Here is a 26,555-nt window from a genome sequence, read left to right on the forward strand (position 1 = left end):
TCATGGGGTCTCGTCATCGCGCTGGAGCGCCCTCGTGAGCCGCTCCGCGAGCCGCTGGACGAGGGGCTCGCGGAGCAGCGTGTAGTGGGTGCCAGGGAGCACTTCCCGCATCAGCGTTCCGTGGACGTGCTCGCCCCAGCCGTCGTTCCCACGCGTCGGGTCGTCGCCCGCCTGGAGCAGGAGGACGCGGCCCTTGAACGTTCCAGGACGGTGGTGCTTCAGGGCCCGCAGGTTGCGGGTGAAGACGTGCAGGAGCGCGCGCCCTGTCTCCGTGGCTGCTTCCGGCGTCGCGAGCTGACCCTGGTCGAGCTCGAACATCGCGGCCACCTGGCCCGCGTCGTCCACGTCGATAGGCACGCGGTCGTCCGTCGCCGGGCTGGAGTCGATGAGGGCCACGAGCTCCACGGTCTCTCCCCGGGCCTGGAGCTGACGGGCGATCTCGAAGGCCACCACGCCGCCCATGGACCAGCCGCCCAGCCGGTAGGGGCCGTGGGGCTGCACGGTGCGCATGGCGACCACGTAGAGCGCGGCCATCGCCTCCACTGAATCAAGCGGCGGACGGCTCCCATCGAGCCCCTGGGACTGGAGCCCGTAGAAGGGCTGCTCCGGGCCCAGCTGCTTCGCCAATGCCGCATACGCGAGCACGTTGCCGCCCACCGGGTGGACGCAGAAGAACGGCCGCCGCGAGCCCTCGCGCTGGATGGGGACGAGCGGAGAGAAGACCGCGGGCGCCTGGCGCAGCAGCCGGGCCAGCGTCTCCACCGTGGGCGCCTGGAAGAGGGCGGCCAGGGGCAGCTCGCGGTGGAAGCGCTCCCGGATGCGCGCCATCAGCTTCACGGCGAGCAGCGAGTGGCCTCCCAGGTCGAAGAACGGCTGCGTCACACCGACGGGCCGCACGTTCAGCAGCTCCTCCCAGAGCGCCACGAGCTCCCGCTCCATGTCGTCGCGAGGAGCGACGTCAGCGGCTTCGGAAGGACGTGTGGTTGGTGCCTCCGGGACGTGCATCCGTCGCCGCTCGTCCTCCGTCAGCGGGGAGCTCCGGTCCAGCGGCGCGTCGGGTTCGGCGAGGACCGTCTCCAGCAGTTGGCTCCAGCGCTCCATCAGGCGCTGGGCCGTGGCGGCATCGAAGAGGTCCGTGCTGTACGTGAGCGCACCCTGGAAACCGTCGGGCTGCCGGGTGAGAGCCAGGTCCAGATCGAACTTCGCCGTCGTCGTGGGGGCCTCCACCGCCTTGAGCGTGAGGCCGGGCAGGACGACCTCTGGCTCCGGGGTGTTGTGCAGCGCGAAGAGCGCCTGGAAGAGCGGGGTGCGGCCCAGGTCCCGCTCGGGCTGGAGTGCTTCCACGAGCCGCTCGAAGGGCAGGTCCTGGTGTTCGTAGGCGCCCAGCGTGGTCGTGCGCACCTGAGCGAGCAGCTTCCGGAACGACATGTCCGGGGTGAAGCGGGCCCGGAGGACCAGCGTGTTGACGAAGAAGCCGATGAGGCCTTCGGCTTCCGCATGACGGCGGTTCGCGATGGGCGTGCCCACCAGCACGTCGTCCTGGCCGGCGTACCGCGAAAGCAGCAACTGGAACGCGGCCATGAGCACCATGAAGGGCGTGGCGCCCTCGCGGTTCGCCAGCGCTTCCACCGCGACACTTGATGCCGGTGTCAGATGGACGGTCAACAGCGCGCCCCGCGCGGAGCGGCGGGCCGGACGGGGCCGGTCGGTGGGCAGCGCCAGCGAGTGGGGGGCCCCTTCGAGTTGCTGCCTCCACCACTCCAGCTGTCCCTCCAGCACCGGGCCCTCCATCCACGCGGCCTGCCACCGTGCGAAGTCCGCGTACTGCACGGGCAGCGCTGGCAGGGGCGAAGGCTGTCCCTCGCGGAACGCTTCGTAGAGCGCCACCAGTTCGCGCACGAGCACTCCGAAGGACCAGCCATCGGAGATGGAGTGGTGCGTGCACAGGAGGAGCACGTGTTGCCGTGCGTCGAGCCGCACCAGCATGAAGCGCGCGAGTGGCCCCGTGGCCAGGTCGAAGGGACGCAGCGCCTCCGCGTCCACCTGGCGCCAGACCTCAGCCTCACGGTCCTCAGCGGGCACGGCCTCCAGGTCCTCCATGCGCAGCACGCCCGTAGGGGCGGGGTGGATGCGCTGGCGGGGTGTGCCGTCGTGGACCTCGAACGAGGTGCGAAGGGTTTCGTGCCGTTGCACCAACGCGTCGAAGGCGCGCTCAAGGGCAGTCGCGTCCAGTGCTCCGGACAGCCGCAGCGCGAAGGGCATGTTGTAGAGCGGGCTGCCCGGCTCCAACTGGTCGATGAACCACAGCCGCTGTTGCGCGAAGGACAGGGGCGCGAGTCCACCCGCGTGTGCCCTCAACGGCGGCAGCGCGGGCGTGGTGCCTGTCAGCCGCAGGGCGAGGCCCGCCACGGTGGGGGCTTCGAAGAGCGCCCGGACGCGCAGCTCCACGCCGAAGCGGGCGCGCACTCGGGCCACCACCTGCGTGGCCAGGAGCGAGTGCCCGCCCAGCTCGAAGAAGTTGTCGTGACGGCCGATGCCGGACACGCGCAACAGCTCCTCCCAGATGGCGGCGAGGCGCACCTCGGTGGGCGTGGCAGGCGGCTCGGAGCTCCGAGCGGACGGCCGTGACGCCTCCGGCACGGGCAGCTCCTTGCGGTCCAGCTTGCCGTTCGGTGTCAGCGGCAGGAGGGGCAGGGCGACGAGGGCGGCCGGCACCATGTAGTCGGGCAGGTGCCTCCGCAGGTGTTCGTGCAGCGAAGCGGTGTCCACCTCCGGCGCGACATAGGCCACGAGGCGCGCATCGCCTGGAACATCCTCGCGCACCAGGGCCACCGCGTCCCGGACGCCGGGCTGCGTGCGCAGCGTGGACTCGATTTCACCCAACTCGATGCGATGGCCGCGCAGCTTCACCTGGAAGTCCAGGCGGCCCATGAAGTCGAGCGTGCCGTCCTCGCGCCAGCGGGCCTTGTCACCCGTGCGGTACAGCCGTGCACCGGGCTCCGTGCCGAACGGATCCGGCATGAAGCGCTCCGCTGTCAGGTGAGGCCGGCCCAGGTAGCCCCGCGCGACGCCCTCACCGGCGAAGCACAGCTCTCCGGGCAGGCCGAAGGGCACCAGTTCCTGATGTTCATCGAGCACGTACGCGCGCAGGTTGTCCAACGGCCGCCCGATAACAGGCATCGCGTGGGGCGTTCCCTGGAGCTCCCACAGGGTGGCGTCCACGGTGCATTCGGTGGGACCGTAGGCGTTGAAGGCCCGTGTGCGCCGGGTGGCGGCGAGCCGCCGCCAGAGCACCTCGTCCATGGCCTCGCCGCCCACCAGCAGCAGCGACGGCAGGCGCGGGCGCTCCAGCATCCCCGCGTCCAGGAGGAGCTTCAGTTGCGCGGGAGTGACGTCCAGCGCGTCGACCCGTGTCCGCTCCAGCCACTCGAGCATCCGCTCCGGTTCCAACCGGATGTCCTCAGGAACCGGGCAGATGCAGTGGCCGTCCATGAGCCAGATGATCTGTTCCATGGACGCGTCGAAGAACAGCGGCGCATTGACGCCAATGCGGAGCCCCGGCGGCTGTCCCTTGTACACGGTTCGCAGGAGCGCGTGGCGCAGGTGCAGCAGCGACCGATGGCGCACCATCACGCCCTTGGGCGAGCCGGTGGAGCCCGACGTGTAGATGACATAGGCGAGATTCCCCGGCCCCGCCGCTGGCGGCAGGTTCTCCAAAAACCTGTCCGACTGTCCGACAGGTTCGGCCTCGCCCGGAGTCCGCCCGGTCCCACCCAACGGGTCCGACAGTCGGACAGCTTCGAGGTCCTCGGAGGTCGGCACGGACCTCCCAAACCTGTCCGACTGTCCGACAGGTTCACGACCCGCCGAAGCGGGCACGGTGCCTCCAACCCTGTCCGACCGTCCGACAGGTTCACGACCCGCCGAAGCGGACACGGTGTCTCCAACCCTGTCCGGCTGTCCGACAGGTTCACGATCCCCTGGTGCCGACCCGGTCATGCCCGACCTGTTCGACTGTCCTACAGGTTCAAGGTCTCGGATCGTCGGCGGCAGTGGCTCTGCAAACCTGTCCGGCTGTCCGACAGGTTCACGAACTCGCGGTGCCGACCCGGCCATGGCCAACCTGTCTGGCTGTCCGACAGGGGCGTGGTTCCCAGGGGCCGCCGTGGTCTCTCCAAACCTGTCCGACTGTCCGACAGGTCTGTGGTCGCTCAAGGCCGGCTCGGTCGCGTCATGTCGGTCCGACCGTCCGACAGGTTCGTGGTTCCCCGAGGCGGCTGTGGTCTCCCAGAACCGGTCCGACTGTCCGATAGGTTCGTGTTTCTCCGGGGCCGCCGTGGTCTCCCAGTGCCGGTCCGACTGTCCGACAGGTTCGTGGTTCCCCGAGGTGGCTGTGGTCTCCCAGAACCTGTCCGACTGTCCGACAGGTTTTGCGTCCAGCCTCACCAGGTGGGGCACCTCGGGATGCCACGCTTCCTGCTGTGCCCGCGTCGTCACCAGCACGGACGCGCCACAGTCCTTGAGGAGGAACGACTTGCGCGCGGCGGGCGCGGACGGGTCCAGGGGCACGAAGGCGCCGCCGGCCTTGTTCACCGCGAGCAGCGCGATGATGGCCTCCGCGGACCGCTCCAGGCACATGGCCACCATCACCTCCGGACCCACGCCCAGCGACCGCAAGTGCCAGGCGAGCTGGTTGGCCCGGGCGTTGAGCTGCCGGAAGGACAGCGTCGTGTCCTCGAATACCACCGCGTCCGCGTCCGGGGTTCGTGCCACCTGCGCCTCGAAGTGGCCGTGCAGCGTGCCGTCGCCCTTGAAGGGTGAGACGGCTCCCGCCAGGTCCCCCAGCAGCCGGCTTCGTTCATCTTCCGAGATGAGCGACAGCCGGGACAGCGGTGCGTCCGGCTGCTTGAGCACGGCGTCCAGCATCACGCGCAGGTGAGTGAGGAGCCGCGCCATGGTGGGACGCTCGAAGAGGTCCGTCGAGTATTCGAGCGTTCCCCGGAAGCCGTCCGCGCGGCGATCCAGATCCAGACTCAAATCGAACTGGGACTTGGTGCGCCCCGCGAGTGCCGCGGGACGCACCGTGAGGCCGGGCAGGGACAGCTCCGGAACCGGCGCGTTCTGCAGCGCGAACATCACCTGGAACAGCGGTGTCCGCCCCAGGTCGCGCTTCGCTTGCAGCGACTCCACCAGCCGCTCGAAGGGGATGTCCTGGTGCTCGTAGGCGCCCAAAGTGGTGGTGCGCAGCTGGGCCAGCAGCTCCCGGAACGTCGTTCTGCCATGGAAGCTTCCGCGCAGCACCAGCGTGTTGACGAAGAAGCCGATGAGGCCCTCGGTCGCCGCGTGGCGCCGGTTCGCGATGGGCGTGCCCACCAGCACGTCGTCCTGGCCGGAGTACCGGTGCAACACCGCCTGGAAGGCGGCGAGCAGCACCATGAAGGGCGTGGCGCCCTCGTGCTTCGCCAGGGACTCCACGCGCTCGGACAGGTCCAGGGGCAGGTGCACCGGCACCGTGTCACCGCGCTGGGTGGAGACGGCGGGCCGGGGCTTGTCGGTGGGCAGCTCCAGCGCTCGGGGGGCGCCTTCGAGCTGCCGGGCCCACCAATCGAGCTGCGCCTCCAGGGCCTCTCCCTGAAGCCACGTGCGCTGCCAGAGCGCGTAGTCCGCGTACTGCACGGGCAGCTCCGGAAGCGCGGGCGGCCGGCCCTCGCGCAGCGCCGCGTAGAGCGCGCTGAGCTCGCGCACCATCACGCCCAGTGACCAGCCGTCGGAGACGATGTGGTGCAGGTGGAGCACCAGCACGTGCTCCTCCGCCGCGAGCTCGAGCAACAGGGCCCGGATGACCGGCCCGCGCTCCAGGTCGAACGGCCGCTGGGACTCTTGCGTGGCCAGGCGCTCTGCTTCGCGGACCCGGGCCTCGGCGTCCTCCAGCGCCGTCAGGTCCACACGCTCCAGCGGCACGGTGGCCCGGGCGTGGATATGCTGCACGGGCTGGCCCGCCTCCGTCCGGAAGGTGGTGCGCAGCGCTTCGTGCCGCTCCATCAGCGCGTCCAGGCTTCCCTTCAGCGCGGCCTCGTCCAGCGCGCCGACGAGCCGCAGGGCGATGGGCATGTTGTAGAGGGCGCTGCCCGGTTCGAGCTGGTCGATGAACCACAGCCGCTGCTGCGCGAACGAGAGCGGCAGCAGTGGGGGCCTCGGGCCCCGGAGGAGCGGTGGCACCTGCGCGTGACGGTTCGTGGGGGTGCCCAGATGCTCGGCCAGTGCGGCCACGGTGGGCGCGTTGAACAGCTCGCCGAGGGGCAGCTCCATGCCCAGCACCGCCCGGATCCGCGACACCACCTGCGTGGCCAGGAGCGAATGACCGCCCAGGTCGAAGAAGTCATCGTGGATGCCCACGGCGTCCAGGTGCAGCACCTCCGCCCAGATGGCAGCGAGCTGGGACTCCAGGGCATTGCGTGGGGCCTCGCGCCCGGTATTCGCCGACTTGGGCGCTTCAGGCGCGGGCAGGGCCTTGCGGTCCACCTTGCCGTTCGGTGACAGCGGCAGGGACGGCAGCGCGACCCATGCGGCCGGCACCATGTAGTTGGGGAGCCGCCGCTGCGCGTGTGCCTTCACGCGGTCGGTGCCAGCGCCGTCCTCGTCGAGGACCACGTAGGCCACGAGCCGCTTCTCGCCGGGCACGTCCTCACGCGCGAGCACCACGGCCTCGCGCACGTCCGGGGATTGGCGCAGCACGGCCTCGACTTCCCCGGGCTCGATGCGGAAGCCGCGCAGCTTGAGCTGGAAGTCGGTGCGGCCCAGGAACTCCAGCGTGCCGTCATCGCGCCAGCGGGCCCGGTCACCCGTGCGGTACAGGCGGGCGCCCGGCGTGGCGGCGTGGGGATGGGGGATGAAGCGCTCGGCGGTGAGGTCCGGCCGCTGGAGGTAACCCCAGGCGAGGCCGTCGCCGCCGACGTACAGCTCGCCGGGGAGCCCCGGCGGCAGGGGCTGGAGGTGCGCGTCCAGCACCCACGCGCTGGAGTTCGCCAGCGGCTGTCCAATGGGCACCGAGCGCTCCACGGCGTCGCCCGCGCGCAGCGTGTGCGTGGTGGAGAACGTGGTGTTCTCCGTGGGGCCATACCCGTTGACGAGCACTGCGCCCGGCGCCATCCGCGCCAGGTGCTCCCGCACGCGAGACACGGGCAGCACATCTCCGCCCGACAGCACCTGGCGCACGCCCGCGAGCGAGGCCCCTTCGTGGAGGACCATCTGTTCGAAGAGGGCGGCGGTGAGCCACAGCGTGGTGATGCCCTCCACGGCGAGCAGCGTGCCCAGCTCCGACAGCGAGAGCGCACGCGGCGGCGCGAGCACCAACTTCGCGCCATGCAGCAGCGCGCCCCAGAGCTCCAGTGTGGAGGCGTCGAACGCGACCGGCGCGGCCTGGAGGAACACCTGCTCCGGCCCAAATGCCATGAAGCCATTGCCGCGGACCAGGCGCACGATGCCCCGGTGGGGGACGCTGACGCCCTTGGGCCGTCCCGTACTGCCCGACGTGAACATCACGTAGGCCAGCGCCTCCGCGGGCACCCGCACGTCGAGCGGTGTGGCCGGCTGCTTCGCGATCAGCCCTGCCTCTGCGTCCAGCAAGACGACGAGCCCCGCCACCGCCGGCAGCTCATCCGCCAGCGCCTCCTGCGTGACGAGCACGCTGACGCTCGCCTCCTGAAGCACCCAGGCGGTGCGGTCCGCTGGCGCCTTCGCCTCCACGGGCACGTAGGCCGCGCCCGCCTTGAGGATGCCGAGCATGCCGATGACGAGCTCCGGTGAGCGCTCCACGCACAGCCCCACGCAATCCCCGGGACGCACGCCCATCCGGCGCAGGTGGTGCGCGAGCTGGTTCGAGCGCCGATCCAGTTCGCCGTACGTGAGCTCCCTCGCCACGGCCGATTCAGCCTCTCCCGAGGGGAAGGCCCCAGTGCTCGCGGGCATCCTCACCGCGACAGCGTCCGGCGTCCTCGCGGCCCGCTCCGCGAAAAGCGCGGGCACGGAGGTGTCACGCGGATACTCCGTCGCGGTGTCGTTCCAGGTGACCAGCACCTGGTGCCGTTCCTCGGGCGTCGGCAGGGACAGGCGCGTCAGCGGAGTGGTGGGGGAAGCCACCGCGGCGTCGAGCAACACCCTCAGGTGCCGCGCCATCCCGGACACCGTGCCGGGCGTGAAGAGCGCGGTGTTGAAGTTGATGCCTCCCGTGTAGCCCTCGGGCGCGCGGTGCAGCAGCAGCTCCAGGTCGAAGCGGATGGCGCCCGGGTCGGCGTTCATCGGCTGGAGCGTCAGGCCGGGCAGCTCCAGCGGCGGCAATGGCGCGTTCTGCAGCGTGAACGTGACCTGGAAGAGCGGCGTGCGGGACGCATCGCGCGCGGGGTGCAGCTCTTCGACGAGCTTTTCGAACGGCAGGTCCTGGTGCTCGTAGGCGCCCAGGGTGGTGTCCCGCACGCGCCACAGCAGGGAGCGGAATGTGTCGTCCTCATGCAGCCGGGTGCGCAGGACGACGGTGTTCGCGAAGTAGCCGATGAGCGCTTCGGACTCGGCGTGGCGGCGGCCCGCGATGGGCGAGCCCACCAGCACGTCGTCCTGGCCCGCGTAGCGGCCGAGCAGCATCTGGAACGCGGCCAGCAGCACCATGTACGGCGTGGCGCCCTCGTGCTTCGCCAGGGCCTCCAGGGCTTCGCTGGTGGCGGGCGAAAGGGCGAACGGCATCAGGGCGCCCAGGAAGGTCTGCCGGGCCGGACGCGGGTGGTCCGTGGGCAACTCCAGGTGCGACGGCGCGCCTTCCAACTGCCGCCGCCAGTAGCCGAGCTGCGCTTCCAGCACCGCGCCCTGCAACCAGCCTCGCTGCCACAGCGCGTGGTCCGCGTACTGCACAGGCAGCTCGGGCAGCGGGGACGGGAGGTTCCGCGAGAGGGCGGCGTAGAGCGTGCCCATCTCGCGCACCAGGACGCCAGTGGACCAGCCGTCGGAGATGATGTGGTGCAGGTTCAGCACCAGCACGTGCTCCGTGGGCGACAGCTTCAGCAAGAGGGCCCGGAGGAGGGGACCCTGCTCCAGGTCGAACGGGGTGCGTGCTTCCTCGGTGGCCAGCCTCGCGGCCTCCGTGCGGCGCTGCTCCAGATCCGGGAGACCGGTGAGGTCCACCTGGCGCAGGGGCAGCGGACCGGGGGCGTGGATGACCTGCTCCGGGGCTCCTTCGTACTCGCGGAACGTGGTGCGCAGGGCTTCATGACGGCGCACCAGCCGATCGAAGCTCCGCTGGAGCGCGCCCACGTCGAGCGTGCCCTCCAGCCGGAGCGAGAACGGCATGTTGTAGGCCGCGTCCGAAGCGCCCAGTTGATGGATGAACCACAGCCGCTGCTGCGCGAACGACAGCGGCAGTACGGCGGGCCGGACGCCTCGGGTCAACGGCGTGAGGCCGGTGGATCCGGTCGCCCTCTCCTCTGGGGCCGGAGTGCTGCGCACGGGGCCTGACACCGCGATGCGCCGAGCGAGAGCCTCCACGGTGGGGGCTTCGAACAGCGTGCGCAGCGGCAGCTCCTGGCCCAGGCGCGCACGCACGCGCGCGGCCACCTGGGTCGCGAGCAGGGAATGGCCTCCCAGCTCGAAGAAGCTGTCACGCACGCCCACCTGCGCGATGCCGAGCACCTGGGCGAAGATCTCCGCGAGGGCGCGCTCGGTGTCATCGCGCGGAGCGATGGACGCTTCACGTCCCGGCGTGGAGGCCTCCGGAGCGGGCAGGGCCTTGCGGTCCACCTTGCCACTGGCGGTGAGCGGCAGCGCCTCCAGGCGGACGAAGGCGGAGGGCACCATGTACTCGGGCAGCTTCGCGTGCAGGAACGCGCGCAGCCCCGCCACGTCGAGTACCCCGCCTTCGGCGCTGACATATGCGACGAGCCGCGGGCCTCCCGCCGCGTCCTGGCGCACGACGGCCACGGTGTCTCGCACCCCGGGCCAGGACTGGATCGCGGCTTCGATGTCCCCCAGTTCGATGCGGAAGCCGCGCAGCTTCACCTGGAAGTCCGCGCGGCCCAGGTACTCCAGCGTGCCGTCGGTGCGCCACCGCGCGAGGTCACCCGTGCGGTACATGCGCGCGCCCGGCGTGCCGCTGAAGGCGTCCGGGAGGAAGCGCGCGGCCGTGAGGGTGGGGCGTCGCCAGTAGCCCCGGCCCACCTGTACGCCGCCGATGAACAGCTCACCCGGGATGCCCACGGGCACTGGCTGGCCGTGGGCATCCAGGACGTACATCGCGGTGTTCGACACGGGCCGTCCGATGGGGACGACACGCAGCGCCGCGTCGCGCGGGCACTCCCAGGACGTCACGTCCACGGCGGCCTCGGTGGGGCCGTAGAGGTTGTGCAGCGTGGCGTGAGGCATGCGCGCCTGGGCGCGGAGCACCAGGTCCGCGGGCAGGGCCTCGCCGCTGCACATCACCTGGCGTAGGTGCGTCAGCGACTCCAGGCCCGGCTCCTCCACGAAGGCGCGCAGCATGGACGGCACGAAGTGCACCGTCGTCACGTGCTCGCGGGCCATGAGCGCCACCAGGTAGTCCGGCTCCTGGTGTCCGCCGGGCCGCGCGAGCACCAGCCGCGCCCCCGTCATCAGGGGCCAGAAGAACTCCCACACGGACACGTCGAAGCTGAACGGCGTCTTCTGCAACACCGTGTCCGACGGGGTCAGGCCGTACCGCGCCTGCATCCAGCGCAGGCGGTTGACGATGCCCGCGTGTGCGTTCATCGCGCCCTTGGGACGGCCCGTGCTGCCCGACGTGAAGATGACGTAGGCCAGCGAATCCTCACCGGCCAGTTGCACCGGGCGCGCCTTGGACTCACGCGCGATGGCCTCCCACTGGCTGTCGAGCGCGATGACGTGCACGGCATGCACGGGCAGCGCGGCACGGAAGCGCTCCTGGGTGAGGAGCACGGGCGTGGCGGTGTCCTCCAGCATCCCCGCGAGCCGCTCCGGGGGCGTGGCCGGATCCAACGGGACATAGGCCGCGCCGGACTTCAGGACGCCCAGGAGGGCGATGACCATCTCCAGCGAGCGCTCCAGGCAGACGCCCACCAGGGTCTCGGGGCCGACGCCGCGAGCCCGCAGGTGATGCGCGAGCTGGTTCGCCCGGGCTTCGAGCTGCGCGTACGTGAGGCGCTGGTCCTCGAACTGGAGCGCGATGGCCTCCGGCGTACGCTCGGCCTGGGACTCGAAGAGCTGATGGAGCGTGGCGCCACGAGGGGCCTCCACGCGCGTGTCGTTCCAGCCGCGCAGCACCTGCTCGCGTGCCGCCGGCGTGAGCAACGGCAGGGTGGAGACCGGAGCGTCCGGCGCGGCGACAACGGCCTTCGCCAGCACGGACAGGTGCTCCGCCATGCGCTCCAGGGTCGCGGCGTCGAAGAGGGCGGTGGCGTACTCCAGGCGGCAGCGCAGTCCGTCGCGCTGTTCCCAGACCTCCAGCGTCAGGTCGAACTTGGACGTCGTCACCGGCACGTCCACGCCGCCAATCTGGAGCCCGGCGCCCGCGTTCGTCTGGGCCTCGGGCACATTGATGACGTTGAGGATGACCTGGAACACCGGCGTGCGGCTCAGGTCGCGAGGCACCTGGAGCACGTCCACCAACTGCTCGAAGGGCATGTCCTGGTGCGCATAGGCACCCAGGGCCTGCTGCCTCACGCGCGCGACGAGCTCACGGAAGCCCGGAGCCCCATCGAGTCTCGCGCGGAAGGCGAGCGTGTTGACGAAGCAGCCCAGCAGGCCCTCCACCTCGGGACGGGACCGGCCCGCGATGGGCGTGCCCACCGCGAAGTCGTCCTGCCCGGAGGCCCGGGAGAGCAGCACCTGGAACAACGCCATCAGGACCATGAAGGACGTGGCGCCTTCACGGCGGCCCAGCGCGAGCAGGGGCTCGGACAGCTCGCGGGGCAGATGGAAGGAATGGGAGGCGCCCGCGTAGGACTGCGTGGCGGGACGCGGACGGTCGGTGGGCAGCTCCAGCGGCGGCGCGCCTTGGAGCAGGTCCTTCCACCAGCGGACCTGTTCCTCCAGCACCGGACCGGTCAGCCACGCGCGCTGCCAGACGGCGTAGTCGGCGTACTGCACCGGCAGGGGTGGCAGCACGGACGGAGCACCCGCGCTGGCGCAGGCGTAGAGGACCGGCAGCTCGCGGCTGAGGACCAGGGCGCACCAGGCGTCGGAGACGACGTGATGCAGGAGCAGGTGGAGGACGTGCGTATCGGGAGCCAGCCGCAGCAGCAGCGCGCGGGCCACGGGGCCAGTGCCCAGGTGGAAGGGCGTGGCGGTGTACGCCTGGCAGCGGCGAAGCATGGCGGCCTCCCGCGCTTCGGCCGTTTCGCCGGGAACGTCCTCCGTTTCCAGGGCAAGGGTGCCCGTCGCATGGATGACCTGCACGGCCCCGGTCTCCCCCAACGCGTACGTGGTGCGCAGGACCTCATGGCGTTCCACGAGCGAGTGGAGCGCCGTCTGGAGCGCGCTGACATCCAGCGCTCCCGTGAGCCGGAAGATGATCGCGTTGTTGTACGCGGTGCTCTCCGGCTCCAGCTCCTGGAGGTACCAGAGGCGTTGCTGCGCGAACGACAGCGGCAACGGCCGGTCACGCGGTGCGCGTGGAATCGCACGGGTGACCACGGCCGTGGGGGCCGACGCGGTGCTTGCCGGAGCGGCGGGCGCCGTCCTCGCTTGATCAGGAGACGCGGGTCGCGGTGCGGGCAGCTTGACGCCAGGCAGGTTCACGGCCTCGACGCGGCCATCCACTCGCAGGCGCACGGGACGGCCGGTGCGATAGAGGTTCGTGGAGGCGCTCAGCGGATGCGGCACCAGCCGGTCCGGCGTCTCGCCCGCTGCCCTCCAGAGTGAAGCGGGGAGGCCCGCGCCCGACAGGGCCAGTTCCCCCACGACGCCCGCGGGCACGGGCACTCCGGCTGCATCCAGCACCCAGACCTCCAGCCCCGGAGGCAGCTTCTCCTCCGGTGCACGCGGCAACAGCCCGCCGTCACGGGCCTCGCCCGCGAGCAGCACGGCGCCGCCCGCGGTGCGATGGAGCGCCGACGCCAACTCCGCCGACGCATTCTCCAGGACCCAGGCCCCCACCGGTGCCAGGGCCTCGCGCGCTCCCGGCAGGTCCGTCATCGCACGGGCCAGCCGCGCGGTGGTGTTCACCAGCACCGCGCCGGACCGCCTCGCCAGGGCCAGCAGTTCCTCCGCATCCGTCTCCTGCTCGCCGCTCACGCGCCGCGACTGCGACACCGCGTCGGCGGCCAGGGCCTCGCGCGCCCTGGCCAGGCGCTTCAGCCCTTCCAGGACGACCGGCGTCTCCAGCCCGAAGTCGATGAGGCACGTCACCTCGTCCACGTCCGAGGCCCGCACGTCGCGCAACCGCTGGATGCCGCTCTCCACCGTGCCGATGAGGCCGGTGCCCTTCGCGTGGTGCTCGAAGGTGTGCTCCAGGAGCGCGTCGATGTCCTCGCGGGACACCTTGGCGATCTCCCCCTGATACCCCTGCGCGGCGAGCAGCGACGTCGTGATGTCCGCCGAGCTCCGGAAGTACGCCAGGAGCGGCTTGCGGACCTGCCGGAGGACCTCGGCCTCTTCGTCACCGAGGAACGTGTGCAGCATGCAGGTGATGTGACCCCGGCCCGGGTGCCCGTTGCGGCGCCAGGCCTCGCGGTAGAGGGCCACCTTCGGCTTCAGCTCCTCCAGCGAGTGGGCGAAGAGTCCCGTGAGGACGCCCGCGCCCAGCTCGCCCGCGAGCCGGAACGTCTCCGGATTCGCGGTGGCGGTGAGCCACACGGGCAGCTCGCGTTGCACCGGCTTCGGGCGCAGGCCCACCTCCACCGTGACGCCGTTGCCGCCCGGGCGCCGCAGCCGCTCGCCGCGCCACAGGCCGCGCAGCGTCTCCAGGTGGCGCAGCAGGATGTTGCGCCGGTCCGCGTAGTTCCCCGGCGCGAAGATGAAGTCCTGCACGTGCCAGCCCGTGGCCACGGACACGTCCACGCGGCCCTGCGACAGGTTGTCCACGACGGCCCACTGCTCCGCGACGAGCAGCGGATCATGCAGCGGCAGCACGACGCTGCCGGAGCGCAGGCGCACGTTCTTCGTGACGGCCGCGAGCGCGGCGGAGACCACCGCGGGCTGCGGGTAGATGCCGCCAAACGAGTGGAAGTGCCGCTCCGGCGTCCAGATGGCGGAGAAGCCATTCGCGTCCGCGAACTTCGCGCCCTCCATCAAGAGCTCGTACTTGGGACCGGAGAGCGAGTCCTCGTCATTGGCGAAGTACGACAGGCTGAGCTGGAGCGGACGCACCGCCTCCGCGTTCCGGCGCGACGTGGAGGCCTCGGCCGGGAACAGCACGCGCAGGCCGCGAGACAGGGCCCAGAGGGCTTCCAGCTCGGGCTTCTCGGGGACGGGGTCCGAAGCGGCGAGCCAGGTGGTGCCTGGCACCGGACGCAGCCGCGCATCCAGCCCCGCGAAGAAGGCCGCGAGCGACGTGTGGCTCAGGGCCCACGCGGACTGGCCCGCGCCCATCGGCAGCAGCCACGCCAGGGACTCCGGCGAGGGCAACGGCAGCGCCTCCGTCACGGATACGGCCGACACGTCTCCCAACACCTCTTCGACGTGCAGGACGCGCGAAGGCTCCAGGCGCGCGGACATGAAGAGTCCCCGCGAGGTGACGAGCCGGGGCACGCCGCCTCCTTCCACGGCATAGACCGCCAGCGAACCCAGCTCCGTGGGCCCGAGCGTCACCGGAGCCCCGCCGGCCTCCAGGACACCCCACAGCGCCGCCAGCTTCTCTGGCGATGCACGGAGGCAGAGGGCCACGGGTTCTCCCTGCCGCAGCCCCAGTTCCCGCAGCCGCAGCGCGAGCCGCCGCGCGCGCGAGGCCAGCTCCCGCCAGGTCCAGGCGCGGCCTGCCTGCTCCGCGGCGACGGCGTCCGGCTGCCGCAGTGCCTGTTCGCGCAACCGGGTGGGCAGGCTCGGGGCCTGTGTGACGGGGGGCGGAACGGGCCACGCGCGGCGTTCGGCGTCGGTGGCGAGCGGCAGGCGGGAGAGGCGCTCCTCGGGCCGGGCCAGCGCCGCGGCGAGCAGCACCTGGAGGTGCTCCAGCATCCGCCGCGCGGTGGACGCGTCGAACAGCTCCGTCGCGTACTCCAGCGCGCCGTGAACGCGGCCGGGTTCCTCGGTGAGGATGAGCGTCAGGTCGGACAGCGTGGCGCCCCACTGCACGGGCGTGCCCGGCACCTCGATGAAGGTGCCTCGCGCCCCGACGGCCGCCAGCGCGTCACCGCCCATCTCCAGGTTCGAGTGGTAGACGAACACCGTGTCCGTCATGCGCTCCCGGCCAATGTCCCTGCCGGGGACGAGTTGTTCGACGAGCAGCTCGAAGGGCACGTCCGGCCGCGACTGGACGTCCGTGACCTCGCGCCGCACGCGGTGGAGCAGCTCGCGGAAGCTCGGATCATCTCCGACGTGCGTGCGGAACGCGGCCGAGTGCGCCACGTAGCCGATGAGCGGCAGCAGCTCCGGCCGCGTGCGGTTGCCGATGGGAGTTCCGACGATGAGGTCCGTCTGCCCGGTGTAGCGGTGCAGGAGCGCGTTCCACGCGGCGAGCACGGTCATGTACGACGTGAAGCCCTCGCTGCGCCCGAAGGCGACGAGCGCCTCGGCGAGCTCCGGCGGGAAGTCGAGCACCATGCGCTCGGAGGTGAGCGGGCAGCTCGAAGGCCGGGGCCGGTCCGTGGGGATGCCGAGCTGACGGGGCATGCCGGCCAGGCGCTGGCGCCACCACTGTTCCTGTTCCGGGAAGCGCGCCTCCGCGAGCGACTGCCGCTGCCACGCGCCGAAGTCCGCGTACTGCACGGGCAGGGGCGCCAGTGGGGACGGCTTGCCCTGCAGGTAGGCGGCGTAGAGCTGGCCCACCTCCTGGAGGAAGAGGGACGTGGACAGCGTGTCGCAGACGATGTGGTGGATGGCGCAGACCAGCAGGTGCAGGTCCGCGCGCAGGCGCACGAGCGTGGCGCGCAGCACGGGCCCATGCACGAGGTCGAAGGGGCGCGCGGCGTCCTCGCGAGCGATGCGGAGGGCGGCCTCCTCGCGCTCCTCGGGCGTGCCTTGCACGTCCACGATGGGGAGCGGGATGCGCACGTGGGGATGGAAGCGCTGCACGGGCCGGCCATCCACGGCGTCGTAGGTGGTGCGCAGGGCCTCATGGCGCTGGACGACCTCCTGGATGGCGCGCTCCAGGATGGCGGCGTCGGCGGGGCCCTCCAGGCGCAGGACGAACGGAATCGTGTAGGCGGAGAGGCCAGGGAGGTGCTGCTCCAGGCGCCAGACGCGCTCCTGGACGATGGACAGGGGCAGCGGCTCCGTCCGGGGGCGGGGCACGAGCGGCAGCTCGCGCGTGGGCTCCTGGGCGGGGGCCTGCTGGAGCAGCGGTTCGATGCGGGACGCAAGGCCCGCGACGGTGGGCGCTTCGAACAGGGCGGCCAGCGGCACCTGGACGTGGAAGGTGTCGCGGAGCTGGTTGAGGAGCTGCGCGGCCATCAGCGAGTTGCCGCCCAGCTCCAGGAAGTTGTCGTCGCGTCCGACGAAGTCCACGCCGAGTCGTTCCCGCCAGAGCGTGGCGATGCGGACCTCCACGTCACCGCGAGGCGCGTCCTCACGGCCCCCGGGGACGGGGAGGGCAGGGCGCTCCACGGACGGCGCAGCGGCCGTCGCGCCTGGGCTCACGGGCGAAGCGGGGGGCTGCCCGGGCACGCCGGTGGAAGGTGGCGCCAGTGCCGCCCCGGTGCCTGCGGGCGAAGCGGGCGACGGAGCGGACGTGCCGGTCGGGCCCGCCTCTGCTTGGGCCTGAACGGACGGCGCCTGGTCCGGAACCGTGCGAGTTACAGACGCGGTCAGCACGGGCGGTGCCATGCTGGCCGCGGCGACGGTCGCAGTCATTCGGGCACTGCTGGCCGCGGCATCCGTCGCGGACGAACCCCCCGGACCGCGAGGCTCCACCCAGCAGCGCTTGCGCAGGAACTTGTACGTCGGCAGGTGCACGCGGCGGCGCTGCTCGTGGGCGTAGAACGCGGCCCAGTCCACCTCCAGGCCCTGCATCCAGAGCTCCCCCACGCACTGCAACAGCCCTGACTGCTCCGTCGTCGCACCGCCCCGGCGCAGCGACGCGAGCGCCTTCACCCGCTCCCTGTCCTCGCCCAGGCATGCGCGCACCAGCGGGGTCAGGTCCTGACCGGGCCCGACCTCCAGCAGCATGCTGCAACCCTCTTCCAGCAGGGTCCCCACGGCGTCGGTGAAGCGCACGGGCTGCCGCATCTGCGTGGCCCAGTACTCCGGCGCGGCCAACTCACCTGGACGCGCGAGCGCCCCCGTGAGGCTGGAGACGTACCGCACGGAGGGCTCGTTTCGCTGGAGCGAACCCACCGCGCGAGCCAGCTCCCCCATCAACGGCTCCACGTCCGCTGAGTGGAACGCATGGCCCGACGGCATGCGCACCGCACCTGCCTTGCGTTGCTGCAACCCCGCCTGGAGGCGCTCCACCTCATCCACCGGCCCGGAGACGACACACCGATCCGGCGCGTTGATCGCCGCGATCGTCAGCCGTCCGGACAGCATCGGCTGGACCTGCGCCACCGGCAGCGCCACGCCGAGCATCGCGCCCGGAGGCAGCCGGTGCATCAGCTCGCCCCGGACCACGGCCAGCCGCAGTGCATCCGGCAGCGACAGCGCGCCCGCGACACAGGCGGCGGCATACTCGCCGAAGCTGTGTCCCAGCACCGCGTGCGGGACGATGCCCCACGCCTGCCACATGCGGGCCAGCGCCACCTGCACCGTGAACAGCGCAGGCAGCGCGACACGCGTATCGGCGAGCGCGGCGGACGCCTCCGCCTCCTGTCCCGCTTCAGGACGCAGCAGCGCCTCCACGCGCGAGCGCAGCGGCGCATCCAGCGACGCGAGGCACGCCTCCACCTGCGCGCGGAACGCCGGCACGGAGGCAACCAGCTCCCGGCCCATGCCCACCTGCTGCGAGCCCTGACCGGAGAAGACGAAGGCCACGCGCTTCCGGCGGGCGGCCTCCACGTCCTTCAGACGCGCGGGCGTGGCCGGCTTTCGGAGCTGCTTCGCCAGGTCCTCTGCGTCGCGAGCGACCACCGTGCGCCGGTACTCGAAGGCCCGCCGTCCCACCGCCTGCGTATACGCGGCGTCCGCGAAGGCCCCCGCATCCCCCGCGACCTCCACGGAGAACCGCGCCGACAATGCCTCCAGGGACTCCGGCGAGCGCGCCGACAACACCCGCAGCGCCAGCTGCTTCGCCGCGGCCTCCAATGCCTCCGGCGACCGCGCGGACAGCACCTGATCCGCCAGCTTCAATGACGCCGCCTCCAGCGCCTCGGCGGAACGGTCCGACAGCACGTGTGACGCCAGCGCTTGCGCTCCGGCCTCCAGTGCCTCCGGCGAGCGCGCCGACAGGACGAACAGCTGATGCGAGCGCGTGGAGGGACCGCTCCGGACGACCGGCGCCTCCTCCAGCACGGCGTGCGCGTTCGTCCCGCCCACGCCGAACGAGCTCACCGCCGCGCGCCGGGGCGTCTTCGCTCGAGGCCACGGCCGCAGGCGCGTGTTGACGAAGAACGGACCCGCGTCGAAGTCGATCCGCGGGTTGGGCGCCTCGAAGTGGAGGCTGGGAGGAATCTCCTCCTCGCGCAGCGAGAGCGCGGCTTTGATCAGCCCCGCGAGCCCCGCCACCGTGTCCAGGTGGCCCACGTTCGTCTTGAGCGACGCCAGCGGGATGGTGCCCCGGTGCTCGGGACCCAGGCCGTAGGCGCGCTGGAGCGCGGCGACCTCGATGGGGTCGCCCAGCGGCGTCGCCGTCCCGTGCGCCTCCACGTAGCCGATGTCCCGCGCCGTCACGCCCGACCGGCGCAGCGCCTGCGTGATGACGGTCGCCTGGCCCTGCACGCTCGGAGCCGTGAAGCCCGACTTGTCGCGCCCGTCGTTGTTGACGGCGGTGGCTCGGATGACGGCGTGGATCGGGTCGCCGTCGCGGACCGCATCCTCCAGCCGCTTGAGCACCACGGCGGCCACTGCGCTGCCGGAGACGGTGCCCTGGCCCTTCGCATCGAAGGCGCGGCAGTGCCCGTCCGGGGAGTAGATCATCCCCTCCTGGTGCACATAGCCGGTGCGCTGGGGCACCGACAGCCGCGTCGCCCCCGCGAGCGCCACGTCCGACAGGCCGGCCAACAGGTTCTGACACGCGACGTGCACCGCCACGAGCCCCGTGGAGCACGCGGTGTACACGAGCATGCTCTCGCCGGTGAGCCCCAGCTTGTAGGACACCTTCGTCGGCAGGCTCTGGTAGGTCGCGGTGCCGTACAGCTCGAAGAACGCCGCCGAGTCCAACGGCAGGTTCCGCTGCACCTCGTTCGCGTAGCCGGACTCGTTCGCTCCCGCGAAGAGGGAGATGACGCCCGGGAAACGCGACGGCTCAATGCCTGCGTCCTCCAGCGCCGCCCAGGCACATTGGAGGAACATGCGCTGCTGCGGGTCGGTCCACTGCGCCTCGCGCAGCGACATGTCGAAGAACGCGGGGTCGAACAGATCGATGTCCGCGAGCACTCCCTGGGCGGGCACGAACCCCGGGTGCTGCGACAGCGACACGCCCGGCGGCAGGCCGGGCATCGGCTCCAGTTCCTCTGGAGTGAAGCGGGAGATGGACTCCACGCCCTCGCGGAGGTTGCGCCAGAACTCCTCCACCGACGCCGCGCCGGGGAAGCGCCCGGACATGCCGATGATGGCGATGGCGTTCGACGGCAACGCCGCCGTCGCCCTGTCCGTCACGGCCCCGGAAGACACGGACGTGGCGCTGACCCCTGAAGCGGAGTCGGGTTTCGCAGGCGCCGCAACGGACGCGGGAGCGGCTTGCGGCGTCATGAAGGGCCCGCTCATCGACGCGGCATCCACGGCCGCGCGCGGTGCGGCGATTGGCGCTGTCCCGATGGCCGGATGCGAAGTCACGCCTTCGCGCACCAGCCGCCGGGCCAGTCCGTGCACCGTCGGGTGTTCGAACAGCCAGACCACGGGCACCTCGCGCCGGAGCGCCTCCTGCAGACGGCTGGCGACGCGGACCACGGTGAGCGACGTGCCTCCCAGGTCCTCGAAGAAGTGATCGTGGACGCCGACGCTCCGGGCCCCCAGCTCCCGGGACCAGATGCCTGCGAGCTGTTCCTCCAGCGGATCCGCGGGCTCCACGAAGCGCCCCTTGCGAGCGCTCGCCGCGACATCCGGCGCGGGCAGGGCCTGGCGGTCCAGCTTGCCGGTCGCGGTGAGGGGCAGCACGGTCAGCGGGACGAACGCGGCCGGGACCATGTACTCGGGCAGCCGCTGACGCAGGTGTCCGCGCAGCGCCTGCACGTCCAGGGCGTTCGCCACCACGTAGGCCACCAGTCGCTTGTCGCCGGGCACGTCCTCGCGCACGAGCACGGTCGCATCGGTGAGCGCGGGCCAGTCGCGGAGGGCGGCTTCGACCTCGGACAGCTCGATGCGGTAGCCGCGCACCTTCACCTGGCTGTCGATGCGGCCCAGGAACTCCAGGCGCCCGTCCGCTCTCCAGCGCACGCGGTCGCCCGTGCGGTACACGCGCTCGCCGGGCGTGGTGGCGAAGGGGTGGGGGATGAAGCGCTCGGCGGTGAGGTCCGGGCGGGAGAGGTAGCCTCGCGCGAGCCCGTCCCCTCCAATGAGCAGCTCGCCCGGCACGCCCACGGGCACCGGCCGCAGCGCCCCGTCCACCACGAACGTCCGCGTGTTCGGCAGGGGCGGGCCGATGGGAATGACTTCACCCGCGACGTCCTCGGGCCGCTCCATGCGGAGGCAGCAGGTGAAGACGGTGGCCTCGGTGGGGCCGTAGCCGTTGACCACCGGGAGGCCCAGCGTCTCCACCACGCGGCGCGTGTGCGTGGGGGACAGGACGTCTCCGCCCACGAAGAGCTGCCGTGGTCCGCGCAGCACCTCCATCCGCACGTCCACCACCTGCGCGAACAAGCCGGCGGACAGATAGAGCGACGTGACCCCGTGACGCCGGATGACCTGTCCCAGCAGCTCCAGGTCCGTGGGCGGCTGGGGCGGGAAGACCACGAGCCTGCCGCCGGACACCAGCGGACCCCACAGCTCCAGCGTCGACGCGTCGAAGGACAGCGGCGCCATCAACAGGAACGTCTCGTCCGGGGTGAAGCGGGCCCAGGAGCCGCCGTGCAGGAGCCGCAGCACGCCCCGGTGCTCCACGGCGACGCCCTTGGGCCGGCCGGTGCTGCCGGACGTGAAGTCCACATATGCGAGGTTCCGCGAGGAGAGCGCCACCTCTGGAGCCGTGGTGGGCTGGCCCTCCAGGGGCGTCTCCTCCACGAAGACGCAGGGCACCTGCTCGGAGACCGGCAGCGAGGCACGCAGCGCGCGGGTGGTGACGAGCAGCCGGGGCGGCGCGTCCTCCAGCATGTGGGCCAGCCGCCGCGCCGGATACGCCGCATCCAGCGGAACGTAGGCCCCGCCCGCCTTGAGGATGGCGAGGAGCGCGACGACGAGCTCCACGGAGCGCTCCAGGCACACCGCCACCAGCGCGTCCGGCCCCACGCCACGCGAGCGCAGCACCCACGCCAGCGCATTCGCCCGCGCGTCGAGCCGCGCATACGTCAGCCGCGCATCTCCAAACTCCAGCGCGATGGCCTCCGGCCGCAGGGAGACCTGGCGCGCGAAACACTCCACCAGGTTCGACTCACGCGGGTACTCCACACCTGTGGTGTTCCAGGCCGTGAGCACCTGCTGGCGCTCCTCGGGCGTGAGCCATTCCAGGCGGGACAGCGGCGCGTCCGGAGCGTCGACGACGGCGTCCAGCAACGTGCGCAGGTGGCCGGACAGGCGCTCCACCGTGGAGCGTTCAAAGAGGTCCGTGCTGTATTCGAGGACGCCGCGCAGGCCGTCCGGCGCCTCGTGCAGCAGCAGGCCCAGGTCGAAGCGGGCCGTGGCGTTGTCCACGGGCATGGACCGCAGCGTGAGCCCCGGCGCCTTCAACTCTCCGGTGGGCGCGTTCTGGAGCGCGAAGACCGCCTGCACCAGCGGGTTGCGGCTCAGGTCGCGAGCGACCTGCAGCTCCTCCACCAGCTTCTCGAACGGCAGGTCCTGGTGCTCGAACGCGGCGAGCGCCGTCGCCCGCACCTGGGCGAGCAGGGTCCGGAACGAATCCCCCGGGCGCACGTGCCCGCGAAGCACCAGCGTGTTCACGAAGAAGCCGACCAGCCCCTCCAGCTCCGCGTGGTCGCGCCCGGCGATGGGCGAGCCCACGAGCAGCTCCTCCTGGCCCGAGTACCGCGACAGCAGCACCTGCCACACCGCGAGCAGCGCCATGTACGGCGTCGCCCCTTCCGAGCGGCCCAGCGCCACCAACCGGTCCACCACGCCCGACGGAAGGTGCACGGGAAGCAGCGCCCCCTTCGTGGACTGGAGCGCCGGACGCCCCCTGTCCGTGGGCAGGTCCAACACCTGGGGAGCCCCGGCCAGGTGCTGCTTCCACCACGCGACCTCCCGCGCCAGCACGTCCCCCTGGAGCCAGGAACGCTGCCACGCGGCGAAGTCCGCCGGTTGCACCGGAAGCGCCGGCAACACGGGGTCCCGGCCGGAGGTGAAGGCCTCGTAGCCACCGGCCACCTCGCGGATCAGCACGCCCAGCGACCAGCCGTCGGAGACGATGTGGTGCATGCACAGGAGCAGCACGTGCTCGCGTTCACCCAGGCGAAGCAGCCGCGTGCGGAGCACGGGGCCACGGCCCAGGTCGAAGGGACGCGAGGCCTCCTCCACGGAGTGCCGCTGGGCCTCTGCTTCGCGGCCCTCCCGGGGCACGGTGGTCAGGTCTGTGACCTGCAACTCCCACGGCGCCGCCGCGTGCACCTGCTGGACGGGCTGTCCGTCCTTCATCGCGAAGGTGGTGCGCAGCGCTTCATGCCGGGAGACGACGAGCTCCAGGGCGCGGCGCAGTGCCTCCACATCCAGCGCGCCGTCCAGCCGCAACGCGGTGGCGATGGTGTAGTGGCCCGCGCCCGGGCGGAGCTGCTCCACCACCCACAGCCGCTGCTGCGCGAAGGACACCGGCAGGTCGCGGTCCCTCGACGTGGCGACGAGGGCGGGGATGCGCGGGCCTTCCACTCGGGCGAGGAGGTGCGCCTCCACCCGCTCCGTGAGTCGGGCGACGGTGGGAGCATCGAAGAGGGAGCGCAGCGGCAGCTCCACGCTGAAGGTCGAACGCAGCCGGGAGATGAGCTGTGTGGCCAGCAGCGAATGCCCCCCGATGACGAAGAAGTCATCGTGCAGCCCCACGGACTCCAGGCGGAGCAGCTCCTGGAACAGCGAGGCGATGCGCTGCTGGAAGAGCGTCATCCGCTCCGGAGCCGCGGGCCCGGAGGCGACCGAGCGTGCATCCGGAGCAGGCAGCGCCTTGCGGTCCACCTTGCCCACGGGCGTGAGTGGCAGGGCGTCCAGCGACACGAACGCGGAGGGCACCAGCGGCGCGGGCAGCCGTTCGGAGACGAAGGCGCGCAACGCCGGGGCCTCCACCGGAGCGCGCGGCACGTACCACGCCACGAGGCGCTCCTCGACCACCCCAGCCACCGCGGCCTTCACCGACGGGTGCTGACGGAGGAGGGCCTCCACCTCGCTCAATTCGATGCGGAAGCCGCGCAGCTTCACCTGCGTGTCCAGGCGGCCCAGGAAGTCCAGCGTCCCGTCCGCGAGCCAGCGCACGCGGTCGCCCGTGCGGTACAGCCGTGCACCGGGCACGTCGCCAAACGGTGAGGGCACGAAGCGCTCGGCGGTCAGCGCGGGGCGGCCCAGGTAGCCCCGGGCCAGGCCGTCGCCGCCCAGGTACAGCTCGCCCGGAACCCCCACGGGCACCGGCTGGCCGTGCGCATCCAACACGTAGGTCTGGACGCGCGTCATCGGCCGGCCGATGGGCACCGACGTCGCGTGCTCCGGCAGGTCCACGATGTCGTGCGTGGTGACGCCCACGGTGGTCTCCGTGGGGCCATACAGATTCACCAGCCGGCCTGGAGGCCCCGCACGCAGCACCGCGCGAGCCGCGTCTGCGTCCGCCGCCTCTCCGGCGTAGAGCACCGTCCGCATCGTCGCGAAGGCGTCCGGCACTTCGCGCGCCACGGTGTGGAACAGGGCCGTGGCGAACAGGGCCGTGGTGGCACCCACCTCGCGCAGCGTGCGGGCCAGTTCTGCCGGAGCCAGCGTCACCTCGCGAGGCAGGATGACGAGCCGGGCACCGTTGAGCAGCGCGCCCCAGACCTCGAAGGTGGCCAGGTCGAACGAAGGCGTGCCCGCCTGCACCACGCAGTCCTCCGGCCCCAACTGGACGTAGCTCGTGTCCCGCACCAGGTGCACGATGGAATGATGCGTGATGCCCACGCCCTTGGGCGTGCCGGTGGAGCCCGACGTGTAGAGCACGTAGGCCAGCTGCCCCGGCCGCACGGTGACGCTGCCGGAAGCGGGCGTCGGTTCCTGGCCGGGCCCGTCCGAGTCCAGGCACACCGTGGGCAGGGAATGATCGGGCAGGGCGCCCAGCAGCGCGCGCTGGCCCACCACCGCGGAGATGCCCGCGTCCTCGAACATGAACGCCAGGCGGGAGCGCGGATAGGCGGGGTCCATGGGCACATAGCAGCCCCCCGCCTCCAGGATGCCGAGCATCCCCACCACCAGCTCCAGCCCCCGCTCCACGCACAGCGCGACCCGGGCCTCGGGCGGGAGGCCGAAGGTCCGCAGGCACCGGGCCAGCTTCCGCGCCCGCGAGGCCAGCTCCGCGTAGGTGAGGGCCTGGCCCTCGTGCTGGACCGCGATGGCGTCCGGAGCACGGAGGACCTGGGACGCGAACAGCTCCGGGACGGTGTGAGGCGCGAGCGGGCGATGCGTGGCGTTCCAGTCCACGAGCACGCGCTGGCGCTCCCGGCCATCAAGCAACGAGTGCTCCCGCACGGGCGCATCCGGCCGGGCGGTGAGCGCGCCGAGCAGCGCCTCGTAATGCACCGTCATCCGGGTGACGGTGCCGGCATCGAAGAGGTCGGTGCTGAAGTTGAGGTCTCCGCTGAACGCGCCGTCCCGTTCCTGGAGGCTGAAGTCCAGGTCGAACTTCGCGGTGGAGACGTCCCCGCCACGCAACTCCAGGCGGAGGCCGGGGAGCTCCAGCGTGCCCACGGGGGCGTTCTGGAACGTGAACGCCACCTGGAACAGCGGAGACCGGCTCAGGTCCCGAGCCCCCTCCAGGTCCTCCACCAGCTTCTCGAAGGGAAGGTCCTGATGAGCGTAGGCCGCGAGCGTCGTCGCCTTCACCTGGGCCAGCAGCGCCCGGAACGAAGCGCGTGGGTCGATGCGCGCGCGCAGCACCAGCGTGTTGACGAAGAAGCCGATGAGCCCCTCCGTCTCCGCGCGATTGCGGTTGGCGATGGCCGACCCCACGAGCACGTCGTCCTGGCCCGCGTAGCGCGACAGCAACAGCTGGAAGCCCGCGAGCAGCACCATGAACGCGGTGGCGCCTTCCCGGGCCGCGAGCGCCTTCACCGCTTCGGACGCGGCGGGGGACAGCGCCACCGGAAGCGAGGCGCCTCGGAACGACTGCGCGGCGGGGCGCGGCCGGTCGGTGGGCAGCTCCAGCGCGGTGGGAGCACCGGCGAGCTGCTCACGCCACCAGTCCAGCTCCGCCTGGAGCACGTCTCCCCGAAGCCACGAGCGCTGCCACGCGGCGAAGTCCGCGTACTGAAGGGGCAGGGGCGTCAGCGCCGGGGCCTGCCGCGAAGCAAAGGCCCGGTACAGCGCGCCCAGTTCACGAGCGAAGATCCCGATGGACCAACCGTCGGAGACGATGTGGTGCAGCGTGAGGAGCAACCAGTGACGCCGTGAATCCAGCCGCAGCAACACGGCGCGCACGAGGGGCCCGGTGCTCAGGTTGAAGGGCCGCGCTGCTTCCGCGGCAGCGCGACGGTGCGCCTCGGCTTCACGGCGGTCTTCTGGGAGGTCCTCCAGTGAGACCACGGGCAGCGTGAGCGCCGCATCAGGATGGACGCACTGGACCGGCGAGTCCCCGCCGGACACGAACGTGGTGCGCAGGACCTCATGCCGGCGCACCAGGGACTGGAGGGACTGCTCCAGCGCGGAGGCATCCAGCGCGCCTTCGAGCATCAGGATGCCGGGCACGTTGTAGAAGGAGCTGCCGGGTTGGAGCTGATCCAGGAACCAAAGTCGCTGCTGCGCGAACGACAGCGGCACGGGGCCGGAGCGCGGCACGGCCACGAGCGGCGGTGTCCCCGGCAGGGAGGCCCCTCCCGAACGCAGGGCGGCCACGCGGACCGCGAGCGTCGCCACCGTGGGCGCGGCGAAGAGGTCCCCCAGGGGCAGCTCCACGCCCAGCGTCGAGCGCACCCGCGACACCACCTGCGTGGCCAGCAGCGAATGGCCCCCCAGGTCGAAGAAGTCATCGTGGA

1 protein-coding gene (only partly in view) is annotated in these 26,555 nt (G+C 71.8%); it reads right to left on the bottom strand.

The genetic code is table 11. The features are described 5' to 3' along the window. A protein-coding gene (locus tag KYK13_RS18405) for a non-ribosomal peptide synthase/polyketide synthase (RefSeq protein WP_223645992.1) crosses the window boundary here: on the bottom strand, positions 1 to 26,555 show its 3' portion. Its footprint extends 6,244 nt past the window's final position; 26,555 of the gene's 32,799 nt are visible here — the last part of the coding sequence; its start codon lies beyond the right edge, outside the window; the stop codon is at positions 1 to 3.

The sequence above is a fragment of the Corallococcus sp. EGB genome (genome assembly GCF_019968905.1).
Taxonomy (GTDB): Bacteria; Myxococcota; Myxococcia; order Myxococcales; family Myxococcaceae; genus Corallococcus.